General features: G+C 40.4%; 20 protein-coding genes and 1 other annotated feature. Of the genes, 16 read left to right on the top strand and 4 right to left on the bottom strand.

Annotation, left to right across the window (positions count from 1 at the left end; all coding sequences use genetic code 11):
• Window positions 1–3: 3 nt before the first annotated feature.
• The 6 genes from atpF to QM887_RS01470 all read left to right on the top strand — a co-directional run bounded on the left by atpF (window position 4) and on the right by QM887_RS01470 (window position 5,366).
• Entirely contained in the window at window positions 4–498 is a 495-nt protein-coding gene (atpF, locus tag QM887_RS01495; protein ID WP_414270189.1) for a F0F1 ATP synthase subunit B, read from the top strand.
• Window positions 498–1,034 (top strand): F0F1 ATP synthase subunit delta, encoded by a 537-nt coding sequence (locus QM887_RS01490; protein ID WP_414270188.1) that lies wholly within the window; start codon window positions 498–500, stop codon window positions 1,032–1,034. The genes atpF and QM887_RS01490 overlap by 1 nt, the downstream gene beginning before the upstream one ends.
• A 14-nt stretch (window positions 1,035–1,048) precedes the next feature.
• Window positions 1,049–2,554, top strand: a complete 1,506-nt coding sequence (gene atpA, locus QM887_RS01485) for a F0F1 ATP synthase subunit alpha (protein WP_414270187.1) — start codon at window positions 1,049–1,051, stop codon at window positions 2,552–2,554.
• A gap of 15 nt (window positions 2,555–2,569) precedes the next feature.
• The gene (locus QM887_RS01480; protein WP_414270186.1) at window positions 2,570–3,448 is read left to right on the top strand and encodes a F0F1 ATP synthase subunit gamma; all 879 of its coding nucleotides are present in this window, start codon (window positions 2,570–2,572) and stop codon (window positions 3,446–3,448) included.
• An 81-nt stretch (window positions 3,449–3,529) separates the two neighbouring features.
• Window positions 3,530–4,936 (top strand): F0F1 ATP synthase subunit beta, encoded by a 1,407-nt coding sequence (gene atpD, locus QM887_RS01475; protein ID WP_414270185.1) that lies wholly within the window; start codon window positions 3,530–3,532, stop codon window positions 4,934–4,936.
• A 10-nt stretch (window positions 4,937–4,946) separates the two neighbouring features.
• Entirely contained in the window at window positions 4,947–5,366 is a 420-nt protein-coding gene (locus tag QM887_RS01470; protein WP_414270184.1) for a F0F1 ATP synthase subunit epsilon, read from the top strand.
• 215 nt (window positions 5,367–5,581) lie between these two features.
• Here the strand turns inward: QM887_RS01470 and yidA are convergent, their stop codons facing one another.
• Both yidA and QM887_RS01460 read right to left on the bottom strand, forming a co-directional pair.
• Window positions 5,582–6,388 carry a sugar-phosphatase gene (yidA, locus tag QM887_RS01465; protein ID WP_414270183.1) on the bottom strand — a complete coding sequence of 269 codons (807 nt, stop codon included), beginning with the start codon at window positions 6,386–6,388 and terminating at the stop codon, window positions 5,582–5,584.
• A gap of 12 nt (window positions 6,389–6,400) precedes the next feature.
• Window positions 6,401–7,705, bottom strand: coding sequence for an HD domain-containing protein (locus QM887_RS01460; protein ID WP_414270182.1), 1,305 nt, complete (start codon window positions 7,703–7,705; stop codon window positions 6,401–6,403).
• Between the two features lie 71 nt (window positions 7,706–7,776).
• Between QM887_RS01460 and QM887_RS01455 the strand changes: the two genes are divergently transcribed.
• A complete protein-coding gene (locus QM887_RS01455; protein ID WP_414270181.1) occupies window positions 7,777–8,154 on the top strand; it encodes a DUF1934 domain-containing protein in 378 nt (125 codons plus the stop codon).
• Window positions 8,155–8,333: 179 nt separating this feature from the next.
• Here QM887_RS01455 and QM887_RS01450 read toward each other — a convergent pair whose 3' ends face one another.
• Together QM887_RS01450 and QM887_RS01445 are read right to left on the bottom strand one after the other, a co-directional pair.
• Complete coding sequence (locus tag QM887_RS01450; RefSeq protein ID WP_414270180.1) at window positions 8,334–9,416, bottom strand: DEAD/DEAH box helicase; 1,083 nt, start codon at window positions 9,414–9,416, stop codon at window positions 8,334–8,336.
• On the bottom strand, window positions 9,413–10,390 hold the full coding sequence (locus QM887_RS01445; RefSeq protein WP_414270179.1) for a Gfo/Idh/MocA family protein: 978 nt from the start codon (window positions 10,388–10,390) through the stop codon (window positions 9,413–9,415). Before QM887_RS01445 ends, QM887_RS01450 begins: the two co-directional genes overlap by 4 nt.
• Before the next feature lie 145 nt (window positions 10,391–10,535).
• Here QM887_RS01445 and QM887_RS01440 point away from each other — a divergent pair, with 145 nt between their 5' ends.
• From QM887_RS01440 to ccdA2, 9 genes are all read left to right on the top strand, one after another.
• Complete coding sequence (locus tag QM887_RS01440) at window positions 10,536–11,222, top strand: YoaK family protein (RefSeq protein ID WP_414270178.1); 687 nt, start codon at window positions 10,536–10,538, stop codon at window positions 11,220–11,222.
• 64 nt (window positions 11,223–11,286) lie between these two features.
• Window positions 11,287–11,466: a sequence feature (ribosomal protein L21 leader region), on the top strand.
• Window positions 11,467–11,501: 35 nt separating this feature from the next.
• The gene (rplU, locus tag QM887_RS01435) at window positions 11,502–11,816 is read left to right on the top strand and encodes a 50S ribosomal protein L21 (protein WP_000109141.1); all 315 of its coding nucleotides are present in this window, start codon (window positions 11,502–11,504) and stop codon (window positions 11,814–11,816) included.
• 15 nt (window positions 11,817–11,831) lie between these two features.
• On the top strand, window positions 11,832–12,176 hold the full coding sequence (locus tag QM887_RS01430) for a ribosomal-processing cysteine protease Prp (RefSeq protein WP_075229048.1): 345 nt from the start codon (window positions 11,832–11,834) through the stop codon (window positions 12,174–12,176).
• A 16-nt stretch (window positions 12,177–12,192) separates the two neighbouring features.
• A complete protein-coding gene (gene rpmA, locus QM887_RS01425) occupies window positions 12,193–12,486 on the top strand; it encodes a 50S ribosomal protein L27 (protein WP_075229047.1) in 294 nt (97 codons plus the stop codon).
• Between the two features lie 289 nt (window positions 12,487–12,775).
• Window positions 12,776–14,035, top strand: a complete 1,260-nt coding sequence (locus tag QM887_RS01420) for a UDP-N-acetylglucosamine 1-carboxyvinyltransferase (protein WP_414270177.1) — start codon at window positions 12,776–12,778, stop codon at window positions 14,033–14,035.
• A gap of 15 nt (window positions 14,036–14,050) precedes the next feature.
• The gene (locus QM887_RS01415) at window positions 14,051–14,602 is read left to right on the top strand and encodes a GNAT family N-acetyltransferase (protein ID WP_414270176.1); all 552 of its coding nucleotides are present in this window, start codon (window positions 14,051–14,053) and stop codon (window positions 14,600–14,602) included.
• Complete coding sequence (gene spxR, locus QM887_RS01410) at window positions 14,595–15,872, top strand: CBS-HotDog domain-containing transcription factor SpxR (RefSeq protein WP_414270175.1); 1,278 nt, start codon at window positions 14,595–14,597, stop codon at window positions 15,870–15,872. The genes QM887_RS01415 and spxR overlap by 8 nt, the downstream gene beginning before the upstream one ends.
• Before the next feature lie 15 nt (window positions 15,873–15,887).
• A complete protein-coding gene (locus tag QM887_RS01405) occupies window positions 15,888–16,748 on the top strand; it encodes a methionyl aminopeptidase (protein WP_414270174.1) in 861 nt (286 codons plus the stop codon).
• Between the two features lie 122 nt (window positions 16,749–16,870).
• Window positions 16,871–17,578 carry a thiol-disulfide oxidoreductase-associated membrane protein CcdA2 gene (gene ccdA2, locus QM887_RS01400; RefSeq protein ID WP_414270173.1) on the top strand — a complete coding sequence of 236 codons (708 nt, stop codon included), beginning with the start codon at window positions 16,871–16,873 and terminating at the stop codon, window positions 17,576–17,578.
• Window positions 17,579–17,583: the final 5 nt, after the last annotated feature.

The following is a 17,583-nucleotide window of genomic DNA, read 5'->3' as shown; positions in this document are numbered from 1 at the left end:
AAGATGGATTTAACTATTAGTACCATTATCGGTGACTTTATTCTTATCGCTGGTTCCTTCCTTTTATTAATTTTTTTAGTTAAGAAATATGCTTGGGGAAATATTACCAGTATTTTGGATCAACGTGCTGAAAAAATTTCTTCAGATATTGATGGAGCTGAGCTAGCTCGTAAAAAGGCAGAGGAACTAGCAAGTAAACGAGAAGCTGAGCTAGCAGGAAGCCGTACCGAAGCTAAAACTATTATCGAGAATGCAAAGGAAACAGCTGAGAAAAGTAAAGCCGACATCTTAGCTGAAGCTAAACTTGAAGCAGGTCGCTTAAAAGAAAAAGCCAACCAAGAAATTGCTCAAAATAAAGCTGAAGCTATACAAAGTGTTAAGGGAGAGGTGGCAGACTTAACAATCAGTCTTGCTGGAAAAATTATCTCTCAAAACCTTGACGGTCAGGCCCATAAAGAACTCATTGATCAGTATATTGATCAGCTAGGAGAAGCTTAATGGACAAAAAGACACTAAAGGTAATTGAAAAATACAGCATGCCTTTTGTCCAATTAGTGATTGAAAAAGGAGAAGAAGACCGCATCTTTTCTGACTTGGCTCAAATTAAGCAAGTCGCTGAAGAAACAGGCTTGCCTTCTTTTTTGGCTCAAGTGGCAGTAGATGAGTCTGATAAGGAAAAAACAGTTTGTCTTTTCCAGGATTCTGTGTCACCATTTTTACAAAATTTGATTCAAGTTTTGGTGTACAATCACAGAGTTAATCTTTTTTATGAAGTGATTGTAGATTGTTTGAATCGTCTTGAAAAAGAAACCAATCGGTTTGAAGTGACAATTACTTCTGCACATCCTTTAACAGATGAACAGAAGGAACGTTTGCTCCCATTGATAGAGAAAAAAATGTCTCTTAAAGTGCGGAGTATTAAAGAAAAAATCGATGAAAGTCTAATTGGTGGTTTTGTTATTTTTGCCAATCACAAGACAATTGATGTTAGTATTAAACAACAACTTAAAGTTGTTAAGGAAAATTTGAAATAGAAAGTGGTGTTCTTTTGGCAATTAACGCACAAGAAATCAGCGCTTTAATTAAGCAACAAATTGAAAATTTCAAACCCAATTTTGATGTGACTGAAACAGGTGTTGTAACCTACATCGGAGACGGAATTGCGCGTGCTCATGGCCTCGAAAATGCCATGAGTGGAGAGCTGTTGATTTTTGAAAACGGCTCTTATGGTATGGCGCAAAACTTAGAGTCAACTGATGTTGGTATCATCATTCTTGGGGACTTTACAGATATCCGTGAAGGCGATACAATTCGTCGTACGGGTAAAATCATGGAAGTCCCTGTTGGTGATAGCTTGATTGGACGTGTTGTCGATCCACTAGGTCGTCCAGTGGATGGTTTGGGTCCGATTAATACAGACAAGACTCGTCCGGTTGAAGCACCAGCGCCTGGTGTTATGCAACGTAAGTCTGTCTCAGAACCATTGCAAACAGGTTTGAAAGCTATTGACGCCCTTGTTCCGATCGGTCGTGGCCAACGTGAGTTGATCATTGGTGACCGTCAAACAGGGAAGACAACTATCGCTATTGACGCTATCTTGAACCAAAAAGGTCAAGATATGATTTGTATCTATGTAGCGATTGGACAAAAAGAATCAACAGTTCGTACACAAGTGGAAACACTTCGTCAGTACGGTGCCTTGGATTACACAATTGTTGTGACAGCTTCTGCTTCACAACCATCTCCATTGCTCTTCCTAGCTCCTTATGCTGGGGTTGCCATGGCGGAAGAATTTATGTACCAAGGTAAGCATGTGTTGATCGTTTATGATGATTTATCAAAACAAGCGGTAGCTTATCGTGAACTGTCTCTCTTGCTTCGCCGTCCTCCAGGTCGTGAAGCTTTCCCAGGGGATGTTTTCTACCTTCACAGCCGTCTACTTGAGCGTTCTGCAAAAGTATCTGATGAGCTTGGTGGTGGATCTATCACGGCTCTACCATTTATCGAGACACAAGCAGGAGATATCTCAGCCTATATCGCGACCAACGTAATCTCTATTACGGACGGACAAATTTTCCTTGGCGATGGTCTCTTTAATGCAGGTATCCGTCCAGCCATCGATGCAGGTTCTTCTGTATCTCGTGTAGGTGGTTCTGCTCAAATTAAAGCAATGAAGAAGGTTGCTGGTACCCTTCGTATCGACCTTGCTTCATACCGTGAGTTGGAAGCCTTCACTAAATTTGGTTCAGACTTGGATGCAGCTACTCAGGCTAAATTGAACCGTGGTCGTCGTACTGTTGAAGTATTGAAACAACCAGTTCATAAGCCATTACCTGTTGAGAAACAAGTAACCATTCTTTATGCTCTGACACATGGTTTCTTGGATACTATTTCAGTAGATGATATTGTCCGCTTTGAAGCCGAATTCCATGACTTCTTTGATGCGCAACATCCTGAGATTTTGGAAACCATTCGTGAAACAAAAGACTTGCCAGAAGAAGCAGTCTTGGATGCTGCGATTACCGAGTTTCTCAATCAATCCAGCTTCCAATAAGAATAGAGGTGTCAGATGGCAGTATCTCTAAATGATATTAAAACAAAAATCGCCTCAACAAAAAATACTAGTCAAATTACTAACGCTATGCAGATGGTATCTGCAGCTAAGTTAGGTCGTTCTGAAGAAGCTGCTCGAAACTTCCAAATTTATGCTCAAAAAGTCCGTAAACTCCTTACAGATATCCTTCATGGGGATGGAGCAGGTGGATCAACAAATCCGATGTTGATTAGCCGACCAGTCAAGAAAACTGGTTATATCGTCATTACATCAGACCGTGGTCTAGTTGGTGGCTATAACTCTTCAATCTTGAAGGCAGTCATGGAAATTCAGAAGGAATACCATCCTTCAGGTGATGATTTTGAAGTTATCTGTATTGGTGGTATGGGGGCAGACTTCTTCAAAGCACGTGGAATTCAGCCAATTTATGAATTGCGTGGTCTTGCAAATCAACCGAGTTTCGATGAAGTGCGCAAGATTATTTCAAAAACCATTGAAATGTATCAAAATGAACTTTTCGATGAGCTCTATGTTTGCTACAACCACCATGTGAATACACTGACAAGTCAAATGCGTGTAGAACAGATGCTTCCAATTGTGGACTTGGATCCAAATGAAGCGGATGAGAACTATAGCTTGACCTTTGACCTTGAAACAAGTCGTGAAGAAATCTTGGATCAATTACTACCACAATTTGCTGAAAGTATGATTTATGGTGCTATTATTGATGCTAAGACAGCTGAAAATGCTGCAGGTATGACAGCCATGCAAACTGCGACTGATAATGCTAAAAAAGTGATTAATGATTTGACCATTCAGTATAACCGTGCCAGACAGGCGGCGATTACACAAGAAATCACAGAAATCGTGGCAGGAGCTAGCGCTTTAGAATAAAGCCATCCTGCTCAAATGAATGAACTTAGGACCTAGCAAGTCTAGGAACCGACAGTATCTTATATAGAATAGGAGAAGGAGATGAGTTCAGGTAAAATTGCTCAGGTTATCGGACCCGTTGTAGACGTTTTGTTTGCAGCAGGGGAAAAACTTCCTGAGATTAACAATGCACTTGTCGTCTACAAAAATGACGAAAGAAAAACAAAAATCGTCCTTGAAGTAGCCTTGGAGTTGGGAGATGGTATGATTCGTACCATCGCTATGGAATCAACTGATGGCTTGACTCGTGGTTTGGAAGTATTGGACACAGGCCGTCCAATCTCAGTACCAGTTGGGAAAGAAACTCTAGGACGTGTCTTCAACGTTTTGGGAGATACCATTGACTTGGAAGCTCCTTTTGGTGAAGATGCAGAGCGTCAGCCAATTCATAAAAAAGCACCAACTTTTGATGAATTGTCTACCTCTTCAGAAATTCTAGAAACCGGGATCAAGGTTATCGACCTTCTTGCCCCTTACCTTAAAGGTGGTAAGGTCGGACTCTTCGGTGGTGCCGGAGTTGGTAAGACCGTATTGATCCAAGAATTGATTCACAACATTGCCCAAGAACACGGTGGAATCTCAGTATTTACTGGTGTTGGGGAACGTACTCGTGAAGGGAACGACCTCTACTGGGAAATGAAAGAATCAGGCGTTATCGAAAAAACAGCCATGGTATTTGGTCAAATGAATGAGCCACCAGGAGCACGTATGCGTGTTGCCCTTACTGGTTTGACAATTGCTGAATACTTCCGTGATGTAGAAGGTCAAGACGTTCTTCTCTTCATTGACAACATTTTCCGTTTCACACAAGCTGGTTCAGAAGTGTCTGCCCTTTTGGGTCGTATGCCATCAGCCGTTGGTTACCAACCAACACTCGCAACTGAAATGGGTCAATTGCAAGAACGTATCACCTCAACTAAGAAGGGGTCTGTAACCTCTATCCAGGCTATCTACGTGCCAGCGGATGACTATACTGACCCAGCGCCAGCAACAGCTTTTGCTCACTTGGATTCAACAACAAACTTGGAGCGTAAATTGGTTCAATTGGGAATTTACCCAGCCGTTGACCCACTTGCTTCAAGCTCACGTGCCTTGGCACCTGAAATTGTTGGAGAAGAGCACTATGCAGTAGCTGCAGAAGTGAAACGTGTGCTTCAACGTTACCATGAGTTGCAAGATATCATTGCCATCCTTGGTATGGATGAACTTTCTGACGAAGAAAAGACCTTGGTTGCACGTGCTCGTCGTATCCAGTTCTTCCTTTCACAAAACTTCAACGTTGCGGAACAATTTACTGGTCAACCAGGTTCTTATGTTCCAGTAGCGGAAACAGTTCGTGGATTTAAGGAAATTCTTGATGGAAAACACGATCATCTCCCAGAAGATGCCTTCCGTGGAGTAGGTTCAATCGAAGATGTTATTGCTAAGGCTGAAAAAATGGGATTTTAAGAGGTGATCTATGGCACATTTAACTGTCCAGATCGTGACACCAGATGGCCTCGTCTATGATCACCATGCCAGCTTTGTATCGGTACGAACTCTGGATGGTGAGATGGGGATCTTGCCACGACATGAAAATATGATTGCGGTTCTAGCAGTTGATGAAGTAAAGGTTAAACGCATCGATGATGAATCTCATGTGAACTGGATTGCAGTAAACGGTGGAATCATCGAGATTGCTAAAGATGTCATTACCATCATCGCCGACTCAGCTGAACGTGCGCGCGATATTGATGTTAGTCGTGCAGAACGTGCTAAACTTCGTGCAGAACGTGAAATCGAAGAAGCACAAGACAAACACTTAATTGACCAAGAGCGCCGTGCTAAAATTGCATTGCAACGTGCTATTAACCGAATCAATGTCGGAAATAAATTATAAATTATAAAATAAAAATGAGTCTGGGACAAAAGTCCGAGCTTAAATAAAAAAAGCGAACAAAAATAGTTTTCTGTTAATCAGAATTCTACTTTGTTCGTTTTTCGCATTTAATTATAAATTTGAAGGGATTAATAATTAAGATTTATAAAAACTGAAATCTTTTTGACTTCAATCTGAAACCGCTCTGCTGAGCGGTTTTCATGTATCCATTTCTTCTACAACACCCAAGTTCGAATGGCATGAGCAACGCCAGATTCGTCATTAGATTTGGTGATGTATTTGGCGATTTTTTTGAGTTCTGGGTTTCCGTTTTCCATAACAACTGGGTTACCTACGACTTCGAGCATGGCACGGTCATTTTCTTCGTCTCCGATAGCCATGGTTTCATCTTTGGTCAATCCTAGTTTCTCAGCCAAGTGAGTAATAGCTGACCCCTTGTCTACATTCTTTTTAAGGAGCTCAAGGTAGAAAGGAGCAGATTTATTAATGGAGTAGCGCTCATAAAATTCTGCAGGAATCTTTTCAATAGCGGCATCCAGAATTTCAGGCTCATCAATAAACATACATTTGACGATTTCCTTATCAGACATTTCTTCAGGTGTACGATAGAAGATTGGCATGCTGACAAGGGTTGATTCGTGAACGGTATATTTTCCGATATTGCGATTGGCAGTATAGATGCCGTCCTTGGTAATAGCGTGCATATGGACACCGAGCTTGCGACTGAGAAATTCCATATCTAGATAATCTTCATAAGTCAAGGATTCACTGATAATCTCATGCCCTGTAGCTGTTTCTTGGACAAGGGCACCGTTGAAGGTCACTACATAGTCACCTTCATCCCTTAATTTCAAGTCATCTAGAAGTTTGGCAACGCCAGCGATAGGACGTCCAGTTGCAATCATAACTTTGACACCTGCCTGTTTTGCATCTTGAATAGCGGCAAATACTTCAGGAGTGATTTCCTTCTTACTGTTGACAAGGGTTCCGTCGATATCGACAGCGATTAGTTTAATACTCATAAATTTCCTCTTTTAGCTTTTATTTGGTGTAAAATGATCGTTCTCAATTAAGTGTAAAAATTGCTGGGTGATGCTTGCAAAGATGCTGTTTTGGTCTAACATTTCTTTCGGAAAATAAAAACGATTATCTCCGTGGCGACTGCCAGCAAGGGATTGGACGATAGGAGACAGGCTAGAGAGTTCGGCCAGTTCTCCATTTTTTTGTATAATCTCAATCTGCGTTCGTGGGTTTTCAGATTCAGGGCGATAGATATCATAAGGAAGGTCAAAGTTCTTATGGATAGCTGTGTAATATTCAGGGTCAAAGCCGATGTCTTCAACCAGTTTTCTCATAGATGCAAGCTGTTCTTGATCTTCTTGTGAAAAGGTAATGGATTTAAAGACCTTGCGATTGACAAAGCGTTGTGATAGGTCAGCTAAAATCTTGTCAGGACTGGTCATCCATAGTTGAAAATAGGTATTCATAACTCCGTCATCCAAAGATAGATAGTCAGCTAAGCTAACATTTTTTTCGAAAAATGGGAGTAGATGCGGGGATGTAAGAGTAAAGAATTCTTTGTTGTCTGGATAAAGTTCTTTAGCACGTTTCAAAAGATTCTGCAGAAGGACTTCCATAGCACGTGTGGCAGGATGGAAATAAACCTGCATATACATTTGATAACGACTAAGAACATAGTCTTCGATGGCATGCATGCCATTTCGTTGAAAGGCAATTCCGTTCTCGATAGGGCGAATAACTCGTAAGATACGTGTTAAGTCAAATTCTCCATAAGAAGCCCCTGTAAAATAGGAGTCACGTAAGAGATAGTCCATACGATCTGCATCGATTTGACTCGAAATCAGTTGGACCACCTGCTTATTTGGATAAGTATGGTCTATAACACTAGCTACCTTTTTGGGGAAATCTGGAGCTACCTGTAAAAGAACCTGGTGAATCTCTGTTTCGGGGCTTTGGATAATTTCCTGCGTAATCGCCTCATGATCGGTATCAAAGAGATTTTCAAAGGTATGCGAGTAGGCACCATGTCCTAAGTCATGAAGAAGGGCTGCAGTCATGGTTAGAAGGGACTCCGAAGGATCCCATTCTTTAGGATACTTTTCCTCAAAAATCTCGGTGATGCGACGTGCAATCTCGTAAACTCCCAGACAGTGAGAGAAACGACTATGTTCTCCACCATGAAAGGTATAGCTGGATGTTCCGAGCTGCTTGATACGACGCAAGCGTTGAAATTCTTTGGTATTGATTAAGTCATAGATAATCTGATTATCAACATGGATATAATTGTGAACAGGGTCACGAAATACTTTTTCATTCATAAAACCATTATAGCAAAAAGCTACAGTTTTTGGTAAAATAGTAGGATAAGAGTGTAGAAAGAGGACTTGAAGTGAAGATTCGAATGAGAAATACCATCCAATTTGATGAACAATTGGAAGTGATCGACCAACTTTATGACGTTGAGTTACGTGAGAAAGGTGATTTTTCCTATCTCCTTTTTTACAATGAGGAGAAGGAAAAAGTGGTGCTCAAGTTTAATGATACAGAGTTGGTGATGTCTCGATTTTCCAATCCTAAGACCATCATGCGTTTTCTGAAGGAAGCTGATAGTTTAGCCTATATTCCTACACCAATGGGGATACAGGAGTTTATCATCCAAACAAACCATTATCAAGTTGATCAGCAAAAGATTGAACTAGCCTATCAACTACAAAACAAAGAAGGAAATCCATTTGCGGACTATCGCTTAGAAATTACCTGGGGATAAAAAAAGAGGCTGGGACAAAAAGTCCTAGCCTCTCAATTGTCTTTGGATTGTCGAGCAAGACGCAGTGGTTGAGTGGGCTCTACTACGCTGATTTCATCATCTTTTACAGCCCTACTCAACTGTGCGGAGGTGGGACGACGAAATCGAATTCTAACGAATTACCGATTTCTGTCCCACTCTCATTTGATATAGAGTTCTTGATTTTTCAAGACAATTTCACGTACACTTGCAAATTTCTTAAGTTTTTTAAGATCTTCTGGATGTGTAACGAGGGTAATAACATATCCCTCTTTACCCATACGACCTGTACGTCCAGCACGGTGAGTATAGGTTTCAATATCTCTAGGGACGTCAAAGTTGAGCACACATTCCAGGCTATAAATGTCGATACCACGAGCTAGAAGGTCTGTCGCAAGAAGTAGTGTTAGCTGATTATCTTTGAATTTTTCTAAGATAACTTTTCTAAATTTGACGTTGACATCGCTAGCTAATGAAACAGCTAAAACATCACGATACTGCAATTTTTCCTCGGCACTTCCAAGGTCTGACAAGCTATTGAAGAATACCAGTCCGCGGAAGTCCTCGACATGTGCCAGTTTTCTAAGCATATCTACTCGATGACGTTGGTCTACTTGCATGTAGAAGTGTTGAATGTTGTCCAACTTTTGATCAGAGAGATCGATGGTGCGCGTGTTAGGCGCAATCTTATCTTGGTCAAACTTGGTAGTGGCACTCATGTAAATAAGTTGATGGTCACGAGGTGCGTAGTGGGTAATCTTTTCTACAAAGTGGATTTGAGAATCATCTAGCAACTGGTCAAACTCATCAAGTATAATAGTCTCCACATTCATCATCTTGATCTTCTTCAATTTAATCAGTTCAAAGATACGACCAGGAGTTCCAATTAGAATTTCTGGTCCTTTTTTCAGTCGTTCGATTTGGCGTTTCTGACTCGAACCTGACAGGAAGAGCTGAGAAGTCAAGCCAATAGCTTCACCCCAGGTTTTAGTTACCTCAAAAATCTGACCAGCCAGTTCAGTATTTGGTGCTAAAATCAATAGTTGTTGCGCTTTTTTCTTTTGTAGACGAAGAAGACTTGGTAGGAGATAAGCAAGGGTCTTACCAGTTCCTGTTGGACTGACGCCAAGGAGGGTTTGACCGTCTAAAATCGGATCAAAAAGCTGAGTTTGAATAGGTGTGAATTCTTGAAAGCCGAGTTTTTCGGTTAGCTCTAGCCATTCTGTAGGTAGTTTGGTTTTCATTTTTCTGCCTCAAATCTAATGCCAGCAGTCTGGCGCAAAGTGTAAATTAGGTTATGGACGTGTGACGTATCCTCTAACCAAGCTTGGTAAAGTTCTGGGTTTGACTGCTTGATCATGTTAGCAAAAGCAGCGACCTCCTCAGTCATGGTATGAGGTGCCTGGTGAATAGGTAGATGTGTTTCATTACCTTGATGATCTGTGAAAATAGCTGAGCGGACATGTTCAATAGTGTTGAGCGTCAAGGTTCCATCTGTTGTATATATTTCGCAAGGAAGATTAGAAGTAATATTTTTACCAGCCTTGATATGGACTTGATAACCGGGATAAGATAAGATACCATCTCCATTTAAGTCAATGGTGTTGTCAAGTTGCTGAGCTTGATAGGTCGCATCAAGTGCCTTTCCAAACAAGCGAACCGCAGCATAGATCGGATAAATTCCCAAGTCCATGAGAGCCCCACCAGCAAAACGGTCTGAAAATACATTCGGAGTGTTTCCAGAAAGAAGGTCTGGCATCTTAGAAGAATACTTGGCATAGTTGAAGTCTGCCCCTAAAACCTCCTTATCTACTAAAAAGTTTTTAATAGTTGTGAAAGCTTCCTCATGATAGTTACGGGCTGCTTCAAAGATGAAACGGTGATTCTCCTGAGCTATTTGAATTAACTCTCTCCATTCTTGTGGTTGAGTCACCGCTGGTTTTTCAAGGATAACATGTTTGCCAGCAGATAAAGCGGCCTTGGCTTGAGTAAAGTGCAGAGAATTTGGACTTGCGATATAGACAACATCAAATTCAGACTGGAAGAAATCCTCTAAATTATCAAATAGACTAACATCTGTATAGGAACTAGCAAATTGCTGAGCAGTCATGAGCTTTCTTGAATAAACAGCCACTAACTGGAATTCCTGACTAGTATGAGCAGCTTCTATAAAGTGGTGACTGATTGCACCAGTACCGATAATACCGAGTTTAAGCATGAAATCTCCTTTTCTACAAGTAATGACTGCTTTCATTATATCACAGATAGACTAAACTAGCCAAAGGGAGACAATTCTTTTATTTGACACTTCGAATTTTCCTCAAAAAATGGTACAATAGATTCAGAAAAAATAGGAGTGTAGTATGAGATTATTACCTATGAGAAAAATTTCTCGTCATTCAAAAAGATTGGCGCTTTTTTTGACTTTTTGTGCGGGTTATGTAGATGCCTATACCTTTATCATACGTGGAAATACTCTAGTTGCAGGCCAAACGGGAAATGTCGTTTTTTTATCAGTTGGAATCGTTCAGCGCAATGTAGCAGATGCTGAAGTGAAAATATTGACCCTTCTGTCTTTTATGTTGGGAGTTTTTGTACTAACCATTTACAAGGACAAGTTTAGAATTGTCAAAAAACCGATTTTATCTCTGGTCCCTCTGGCAATTTTATCTATAATCATCGGCTTTGTCCCCCTGACAGTTGATAATATTTACATTGTTCCTCCCCTGGCCTTTTGTATGGGACTTGTGACAACAGCCTTCGGTGAAGTTTCGGGTATTGCTTATAATAATGCTTTTATGACGGGCAATATTAAACGAACGATGCTGGCCTTCGGGGACTATGTTCGAACCAAACATACTCCCTTTTTGCGAGAAGGTCTAATCTTTGTAAGTTTGTTATCGAGTTTTGTTCTAGGAGTTGTTGTCTCAGCTTATCTGAGTATTTTTTATGAAGAGAAGACAATTTTAGGGATTCCAATCATGATGAGTATTTTTTATCTAAGTATGCTTTTTGCTAATTGGAGGAAAAAAGTCGGAGAAAAAGCTTAATTTTGATGATAAATGCTTGTCAAAAAATAGGAATCGTGCTATACTTGTAGAGTTGACTATGCACAGTCCTGTGCAACCGCACGAACATCGTTGCTCGTCGTATTACAAATTTAAACTTCGTCATTATTGCCTCGCCTAACATAAGTTATGTCTTCGGCGCAATTCCTAGTTTATTCTTTATTATACTGAGAGCTCTTCTTTTAAGTGGTTCGTCCCACGATGCTAGGCGAGTCTTCACAAAAATACGGGGAAACCCCAAAAAATCATAGGAGGTGCATAATGAGCACATACGCAATTATCAAAACTGGCGGAAAACAAGTTAAAGTTGAAGTTGGTCAAGCAGTTTACGTTGAAAAATTGAACGTTGAAGCTGGTCAAGAAGTTACTTTTAACGAAGTTGTTCTTGTTGGTGGTGAAAACACTGTTGTCGGAACTCCACTTGTTGCTGGAGCTACTGTAGTTGGAACTGTTGAAAAACAAGGAAAACAAAAGAAAGTTGTTACTTACAAGTACAAACCTAAAAAAGGTAGCCACCGTAAACAAGGTCACCGTCAACCATATACTAAAGTTGTCATCAACGCAATCAACGCTTAATTTTAAGGAGAACACATGATACAAGCAGTCTTTGAGAGAGCCGAAGATGGCGAGCTGAGGAGTGCGGAGATTACTGGACACGCCAAAATTGGCGAAAACGGCTTTGACGTCGTGTGTGCATCGGTTTCTACGCTTGCCACTAACTTTGTCAATTCAATTGAGAAATTTGCAGGCTATGAACCAATCTTACAATTAAACGAAGATGAAGATGGTTATCTAATGGTGGAAATTCCTAAAGATATCCCTTCACATCAGAGAGAAATGACTCAGTTATTCTTTGAATCATTTTTCTTAGGAATGGCAAACTTATCGGAGGACTCTTCTGAGTTCGTCCAAACCAGAGTTATCACAGAAAACTAACACGGAGGAAAACATTATGTTAAAAATGACTCTTACTAACATGCAACTTTTCGCCCACAAAAAAGGTGGAGGTTCTACATCAAACGGACGTGATTCACAAGCGAAACGTCTTGGAGCTAAAGCAGCTGACGGACAAACTGTAACAGGTGGATCTATCCTTTACCGTCAACGTGGTACACACATCTATCCAGGTGTAAACGTTGGACGTGGTGGAGACGATACTTTGTTCGCTAAAGTTGAGGGCGTAGTACGCTTTGAACGTAAAGGTCGCGATAAAAAACAAGTTTCTGTTTACCCAATCGCAAAATAAAAAGGTCCAGTGAACCTTTTTATCCCGAGCCTTGAAATGTAAAGGCGAGGAAGCTAGAAGTAGCATTAAATAAGGCTTTCCGAGTTTTCGGAGAGCCTGTTTTTTTGTTTTGATACCCAGTTTGGTACCCATTTCTAAAATCAGATAGAAATGCGAACTTATTTCTAAGATTTTCAAGCCTATCTAAAGACGAGTGTTGACTTATTTCTTTCATAGGAATAGCTATTATGAATCAAATATGGTATAATATAGGGTAAGACCTTCATATTAAATAGTGAAAGAGTATAACATGAAAAAAATTGTCATTAACGGTGGAAGACCATTAAAAGGGGAAATCACGATTAGCGGTGCTAAAAATAGTGTCGTTGCTTTGATACCCGCCATTATTTTAGCTGATGATGTGGTGATTCTGGATTGTGTTCCAGACATCTCTGATGTGGCAAGTCTTATTGAAATTATGGAAATCATGGGAGCTAGTGTCAAACGCTATGATGATGTTTTAGAGATTGACCCTCGTGGTGTTCAGAATAAACCGATGCCTTATGGTAAAATTAACAGTCTTCGCGCTTCCTATTACTTTTACGGTAGCCTTTTGGGACGTTTCGGTGAAGCAACTGTAGGGTTACCAGGTGGATGTGACTTAGGTCCACGTCCAATTGACCTACACTTAAAAGCTTTTGAAGCGATGGGAGCTAAGACAAGCTATGAGGGAGATAACATGAATCTCTCTGCTCAGGGTTCAATGCTACATGGTGCAAATATTTACATGGATACAGTCAGTGTAGGTGCTACTATTAATACCATGTTAGCAGCCGTCAAAGCCCAGGGCCGTACAGTCATTGAGAATGCTGCCCGTGAGCCTGAAATTATCGATGTGGCTACTCTATTGAATAATATGGGAGCTCACATCCGTGGTGCAGGTACTGACATGATCATCATTGATGGTGTTGAGAGTCTTCATGGAACACGCCACCAAGTTATTCCAGATCGTATTGAAGCAGGTACTTATATTTCTATGGCTGCAGCTGTTGGTCAAGGAATTCGTATCAATAATGTCCTGTACGAGCACTTGGAAGGTTTCATTGCCAAATTGGATGAAATGGGTGTTCGTATGACTGTGTCTGAAGATAGTATTTTTGTTGAAGAACAATCTAACTTAAAGGCGATCAATATTAAGACAGCTCCATATCCAGGTTTTGCCACTGACCTTCAACAACCCATTACACCTTTGCTATTAAAAGCAGAGGGGCGTGGAACATTGATTGACACCATTTATGAAAAACGTGTCAACCATGTTTTCGAGTTGGCAAAAATGAATGCAGATATCTCCACAACAAACGATCACATCATTTATAAAGGAGGCAATCCTTTACACGGTGCAAATGTCAAGGCGACAGACCTACGTGCAGGTGCAGCACTGGTGATTGCTGGTTTGATGGCTGAAGGAAGAACGGAGATTACCAATGTTGAATTTATCCTTCGAGGCTACTCAAATATTATCGAGAAATTACGGAACCTCGGAGCAGATATTGAACTAATCGAAGAGTAATCTTAGAGGATTAATATGAATATCTGGACAAAATTAGCAATGTTTTCTTTCTATGAGACGGAACGATTATATTTCCGTCCCTTCTTTTTTGCCGACGCTGCTGACTTTCATGCTCTAGCATCTGATCCGGAGAATCTACAATTTATCTTTCCAGCTCAAGCCAGTCTTGAAGAAAGTCAATATGCCCTTGCCAACTATTTTATGAAGTCACCTTTGGGAATCTGGGCGATCTGCGATAAGAAGGATGAGAAGATGATTGGTTCCATCAAGTTTGAGAAACTTGATGAGATTAAGAAGGAAGCGGAAATTGGCTATTTTTTAAAGAAAGAGTATTGGTCTAAGGGATATATGACAGAAGCGGTAACTAAGTTATGTGAATTGTCAATGGATCAATTTGGCTTAAAGCAATTATCAATCGTAACGCATTTGGAAAATAGTGCTAGTCAGAAGGTAGCGCAAAAGTCAGGTTTTAGTCTTTATCGTCGCTTTAAAGGCAGTGATCGCTATACCCGAAAGATGCGAGATTATCTAGAATTCCGCTATACTAAAGGAGATCTGAATGAGTAAACATCAGGACATATTGGCTTATTTAGAAGAATTACCAGTAGGAAAACGCGTTAGTGTTCGCAGTATTTCAAATCGACTCGGAGTAAGTGATGGTACTGCTTATCGGGCTATCAAAGAGGCTGAGAACAGAGGTTTGGTTGAAACCAGACCACGTAGTGGAACAGTTCGGGTAAAATCTAAAAAAGTAGCAATTGAAAAATTAACCTTTGCAGAGATTGCAGAAGTCACAGGATCAGAAATTTTGGCAGGTCAGGATGGGTTAGATAGAGAATTTAGCAAATTTTCCATCGGTGCCATGACTGAAAATAATATTCTATCCTATCTTCACGATGGTGGACTCGTCATTGTTGGAGACAGAACGCGAATCCAATTATTGGCACTTGAAAACGAAAATGCAGTTCTAGTAACAGGTGGATTTGAAGTTCACGAAGATGTTTTAGAATCAGCCAATAAGAAAAATATCCCAGTTTTACGTAGTAAACACGACACATTCACGATTGCGACCATGATTAACCGAGCCTTGTCAAATGTCCAGATTAAGACAGATATTCTGACAGTCGAAAAAATCTATCGTACTAGTCATGAATATGGTTATTTACAGGAAACAGACACAGTTAAAGACTATTTAGACCTGGTTCGTAAAAATAGAAGTAGCCGTTTTCCTGTTATTAATCAGCATCAGGTTGTCGTTGGCGTAGTAACCATGCGAGATGCAGGTGATAAATCACCAGGTACGACCATTGACAAGGTTATGACTCGAACTGTTTATATGACTGGACTAGCCACGAATATCGCTAACGTTAGTCAAAGAATGATTGCTGAAGACTTTGAGATGGTTCCAGTTGTGCGCAGTAACCAGACCTTACTAGGTGTCATTACTAGGCGTGACGTCATGGAAAAGATGAGTCGTTCTCAAGTTTCAGCTCTACCAACCTTTTCAGAACAGATTGGGCAGAAGTTGTCCTATCACCATGATGAAGTTGTCATTACAGTTGAACCTTTCATGTTAGAAAAAAATGGTGTCCTAGCAAATGGTGTTCTTTCAGAAATCTTGACTCATATGACCCAAGATTTAGTCGTTAATAGCGGGCGTAACCTCATCATTGAACAAATGTTGATTTATTTCTTACAAGCTGTTCAGATTGATGACATTTTACGGATTCAAGCTAGAATTATTCACCACACCAGACGCTCTGCTATCATTGATTATGATATTTACCTCAATCATCAGATTGTATCAAAAGCAAATGTAACTGTAAAAATTAACTAGAATGTAGGAGATAAGATGATTACATTAAAATCAGCAAGAGAAATTGAAGCAATGGATAAGGCTGGAGATTTCCTTGCGAGTATTCATATCGGCTTGCGTGATATCATTAAGCCAGGTGTAGATATGTGGGAAGTAGAAGAGTATGTTCGCCGACGTTGTAAAGAAGAGAACTTCCTTCCACTTCAAATCGGTGTTGATGGAGCCATCATGGATTATCCATATGCAACCTGCTGTTCGCTCAATGACGAAGTAGCCCACGCCTTTCCTCGCCATTATATCCTCAAAGAGGGCGACCTTCTCAAGGTTGATATGGTTTTAGGTGGACCAATTGCCAAGTCAGACCTCAATGTTTCTAAACTCAACTTTAATAATGTTGAGCAGATGAAAAAATATACTCAAAGCTTTACTGGTGGCTTAGCTGATTCTTGTTGGGCTTATGCTGTAGGTACTCCATCTGAGAAAGTGAAAAACTTGATGGATGTTACCAAGGAAGCTATGTATAAGGGTATTGAACAGGCTGTTGTAGGAAATCGTATCGGTGATATCGGTGCAGCGATTCAGGAATATGCCGAAAGTCGTGGATACGGTGTTGTTCGTGATCTTGTTGGCCACGGTGTTGGCCCAACCATGCACGAAGAGCCTATGGTTCCAAACTACGGTGTCGCAGGTCGTGGCCTTCGCCTTCGTGAAGGTATGGTTTTGACTATTGAGCCTATGATCAATACAGGTGATTGGGAAATTGATACTGATATGAAAACAGGATGGGCTCATAAAACCATTGATGGTGGTCTATCATGCCAGTACGAACACCAATTCGTCATCACCAAAGACGGTCCAGTCATCTTGACCAGTCAAGGTGAAGAGGGAACTTATTAATAATATTTTCAAGGAGCTAAGCTCCTTTTTGTTTTCTCTAAAATAATAGCGTAGCAAAGTTAAGACTTATAATGTTATTTGTAGTAAAATATAAAGTGAAAATTTTGAAAGAAGGTCATTAATTGGAAAGTAGTTTATTTTTTATCTCCGTTTTTTTAGCGGGAGTTTTATCGTTCTTTTCTCCCTGCATTTTTCCCTTATTACCTGTCTATGTGGGTATACTTTTGGATAATCATGAAAGATCAAGGACCTTTCGTTTTTTGGGAAGAGATGTTGCATGGTCAGGCTTGATACGCACCCTCTGCTTTATTGGAGGGATATCGGTCATTTTCTTTATTCTAGGATTTGGAGCGGGCTTTCTTGGTCATTTACTCTATGCTGACTGGTTCCGCTATGTCATGGGCACTATCATTATAATCCTCGGTTTACATCAGATGGAGGTCCTCCATTTACGCAAGCTAGAAGTACAAAAGACGCTTAACTTTAAGCAGAGTCAATCTGGTCACTATCTATCAGCTTTTCTTCTTGGTATCACCTTTAGCTTTGGTTGGACGCCATGTATCGGTCCAGTCTTAAGCTCAGTGCTAGCTCTTGCAGCTTCAGGAGGCAACGGTGCTCTTCAAGGTGCTTTATTAACCTTAGTCTACACAATGGGAATGGCTCTTCCATTTTTACTATTAGCTTTGGCATCAGGTTTTGTTATGCCTTATTTTAGTAAAATAAAACCTCACATCCTCTTACTTAAGAAAATTGGAGGTCTGCTCATTATTCTTATGGGAATACTATTGATATTTGGGCAATTAAATGTACTATCAGGAATATTTGGATAAAAGGA

The sequence above is a fragment of the Streptococcus infantis genome, from assembly GCF_047460875.1.
GTDB lineage: Bacteria > Bacillota > Bacilli > Lactobacillales > Streptococcaceae > Streptococcus > Streptococcus infantis_AA.
This window is presented reverse-complemented; position numbering and strand designations above follow the sequence as displayed.

Coding starts and splice junctions, on each gene's coding strand:
- atpD (WP_414270185.1), top strand. CDS start 3,530: ATGAGTTCAGGTAAAATTGCTCAGGTTATCGGACCCGTTGTAGACGTT.
- QM887_RS01440 (WP_414270178.1), top strand. CDS start 10,536: ATGAGATTATTACCTATGAGAAAAATTTCTCGTCATTCAAAAAGATTG.
- rplU (WP_000109141.1), top strand. CDS start 11,502: ATGAGCACATACGCAATTATCAAAACTGGCGGAAAACAAGTTAAAGTT.
- QM887_RS01490 (WP_414270188.1), top strand. CDS start 498: ATGGACAAAAAGACACTAAAGGTAATTGAAAAATACAGCATGCCTTTT.
- spxR (WP_414270175.1), top strand. CDS start 14,595: ATGAGTAAACATCAGGACATATTGGCTTATTTAGAAGAATTACCAGTA.
- QM887_RS01460 (WP_414270182.1), bottom strand. CDS start 7,705: ATGAATGAAAAAGTATTTCGTGACCCTGTTCACAATTATATCCATGTT.
- rpmA (WP_075229047.1), top strand. CDS start 12,193: ATGTTAAAAATGACTCTTACTAACATGCAACTTTTCGCCCACAAAAAA.
- QM887_RS01450 (WP_414270180.1), bottom strand. CDS start 9,416: ATGAAAACCAAACTACCTACAGAATGGCTAGAGCTAACCGAAAAACTC.
- QM887_RS01470 (WP_414270184.1), top strand. CDS start 4,947: ATGGCACATTTAACTGTCCAGATCGTGACACCAGATGGCCTCGTCTAT.
- QM887_RS01445 (WP_414270179.1), bottom strand. CDS start 10,390: ATGCTTAAACTCGGTATTATCGGTACTGGTGCAATCAGTCACCACTTT.
- QM887_RS01415 (WP_414270176.1), top strand. CDS start 14,051: ATGAATATCTGGACAAAATTAGCAATGTTTTCTTTCTATGAGACGGAA.
- QM887_RS01420 (WP_414270177.1), top strand. CDS start 12,776: ATGAAAAAAATTGTCATTAACGGTGGAAGACCATTAAAAGGGGAAATC.
- QM887_RS01480 (WP_414270186.1), top strand. CDS start 2,570: ATGGCAGTATCTCTAAATGATATTAAAACAAAAATCGCCTCAACAAAA.
- yidA (WP_414270183.1), bottom strand. CDS start 6,388: ATGAGTATTAAACTAATCGCTGTCGATATCGACGGAACCCTTGTCAAC.
- QM887_RS01430 (WP_075229048.1), top strand. CDS start 11,832: ATGATACAAGCAGTCTTTGAGAGAGCCGAAGATGGCGAGCTGAGGAGT.
- QM887_RS01405 (WP_414270174.1), top strand. CDS start 15,888: ATGATTACATTAAAATCAGCAAGAGAAATTGAAGCAATGGATAAGGCT.
- atpF (WP_414270189.1), top strand. CDS start 4: ATGGATTTAACTATTAGTACCATTATCGGTGACTTTATTCTTATCGCT.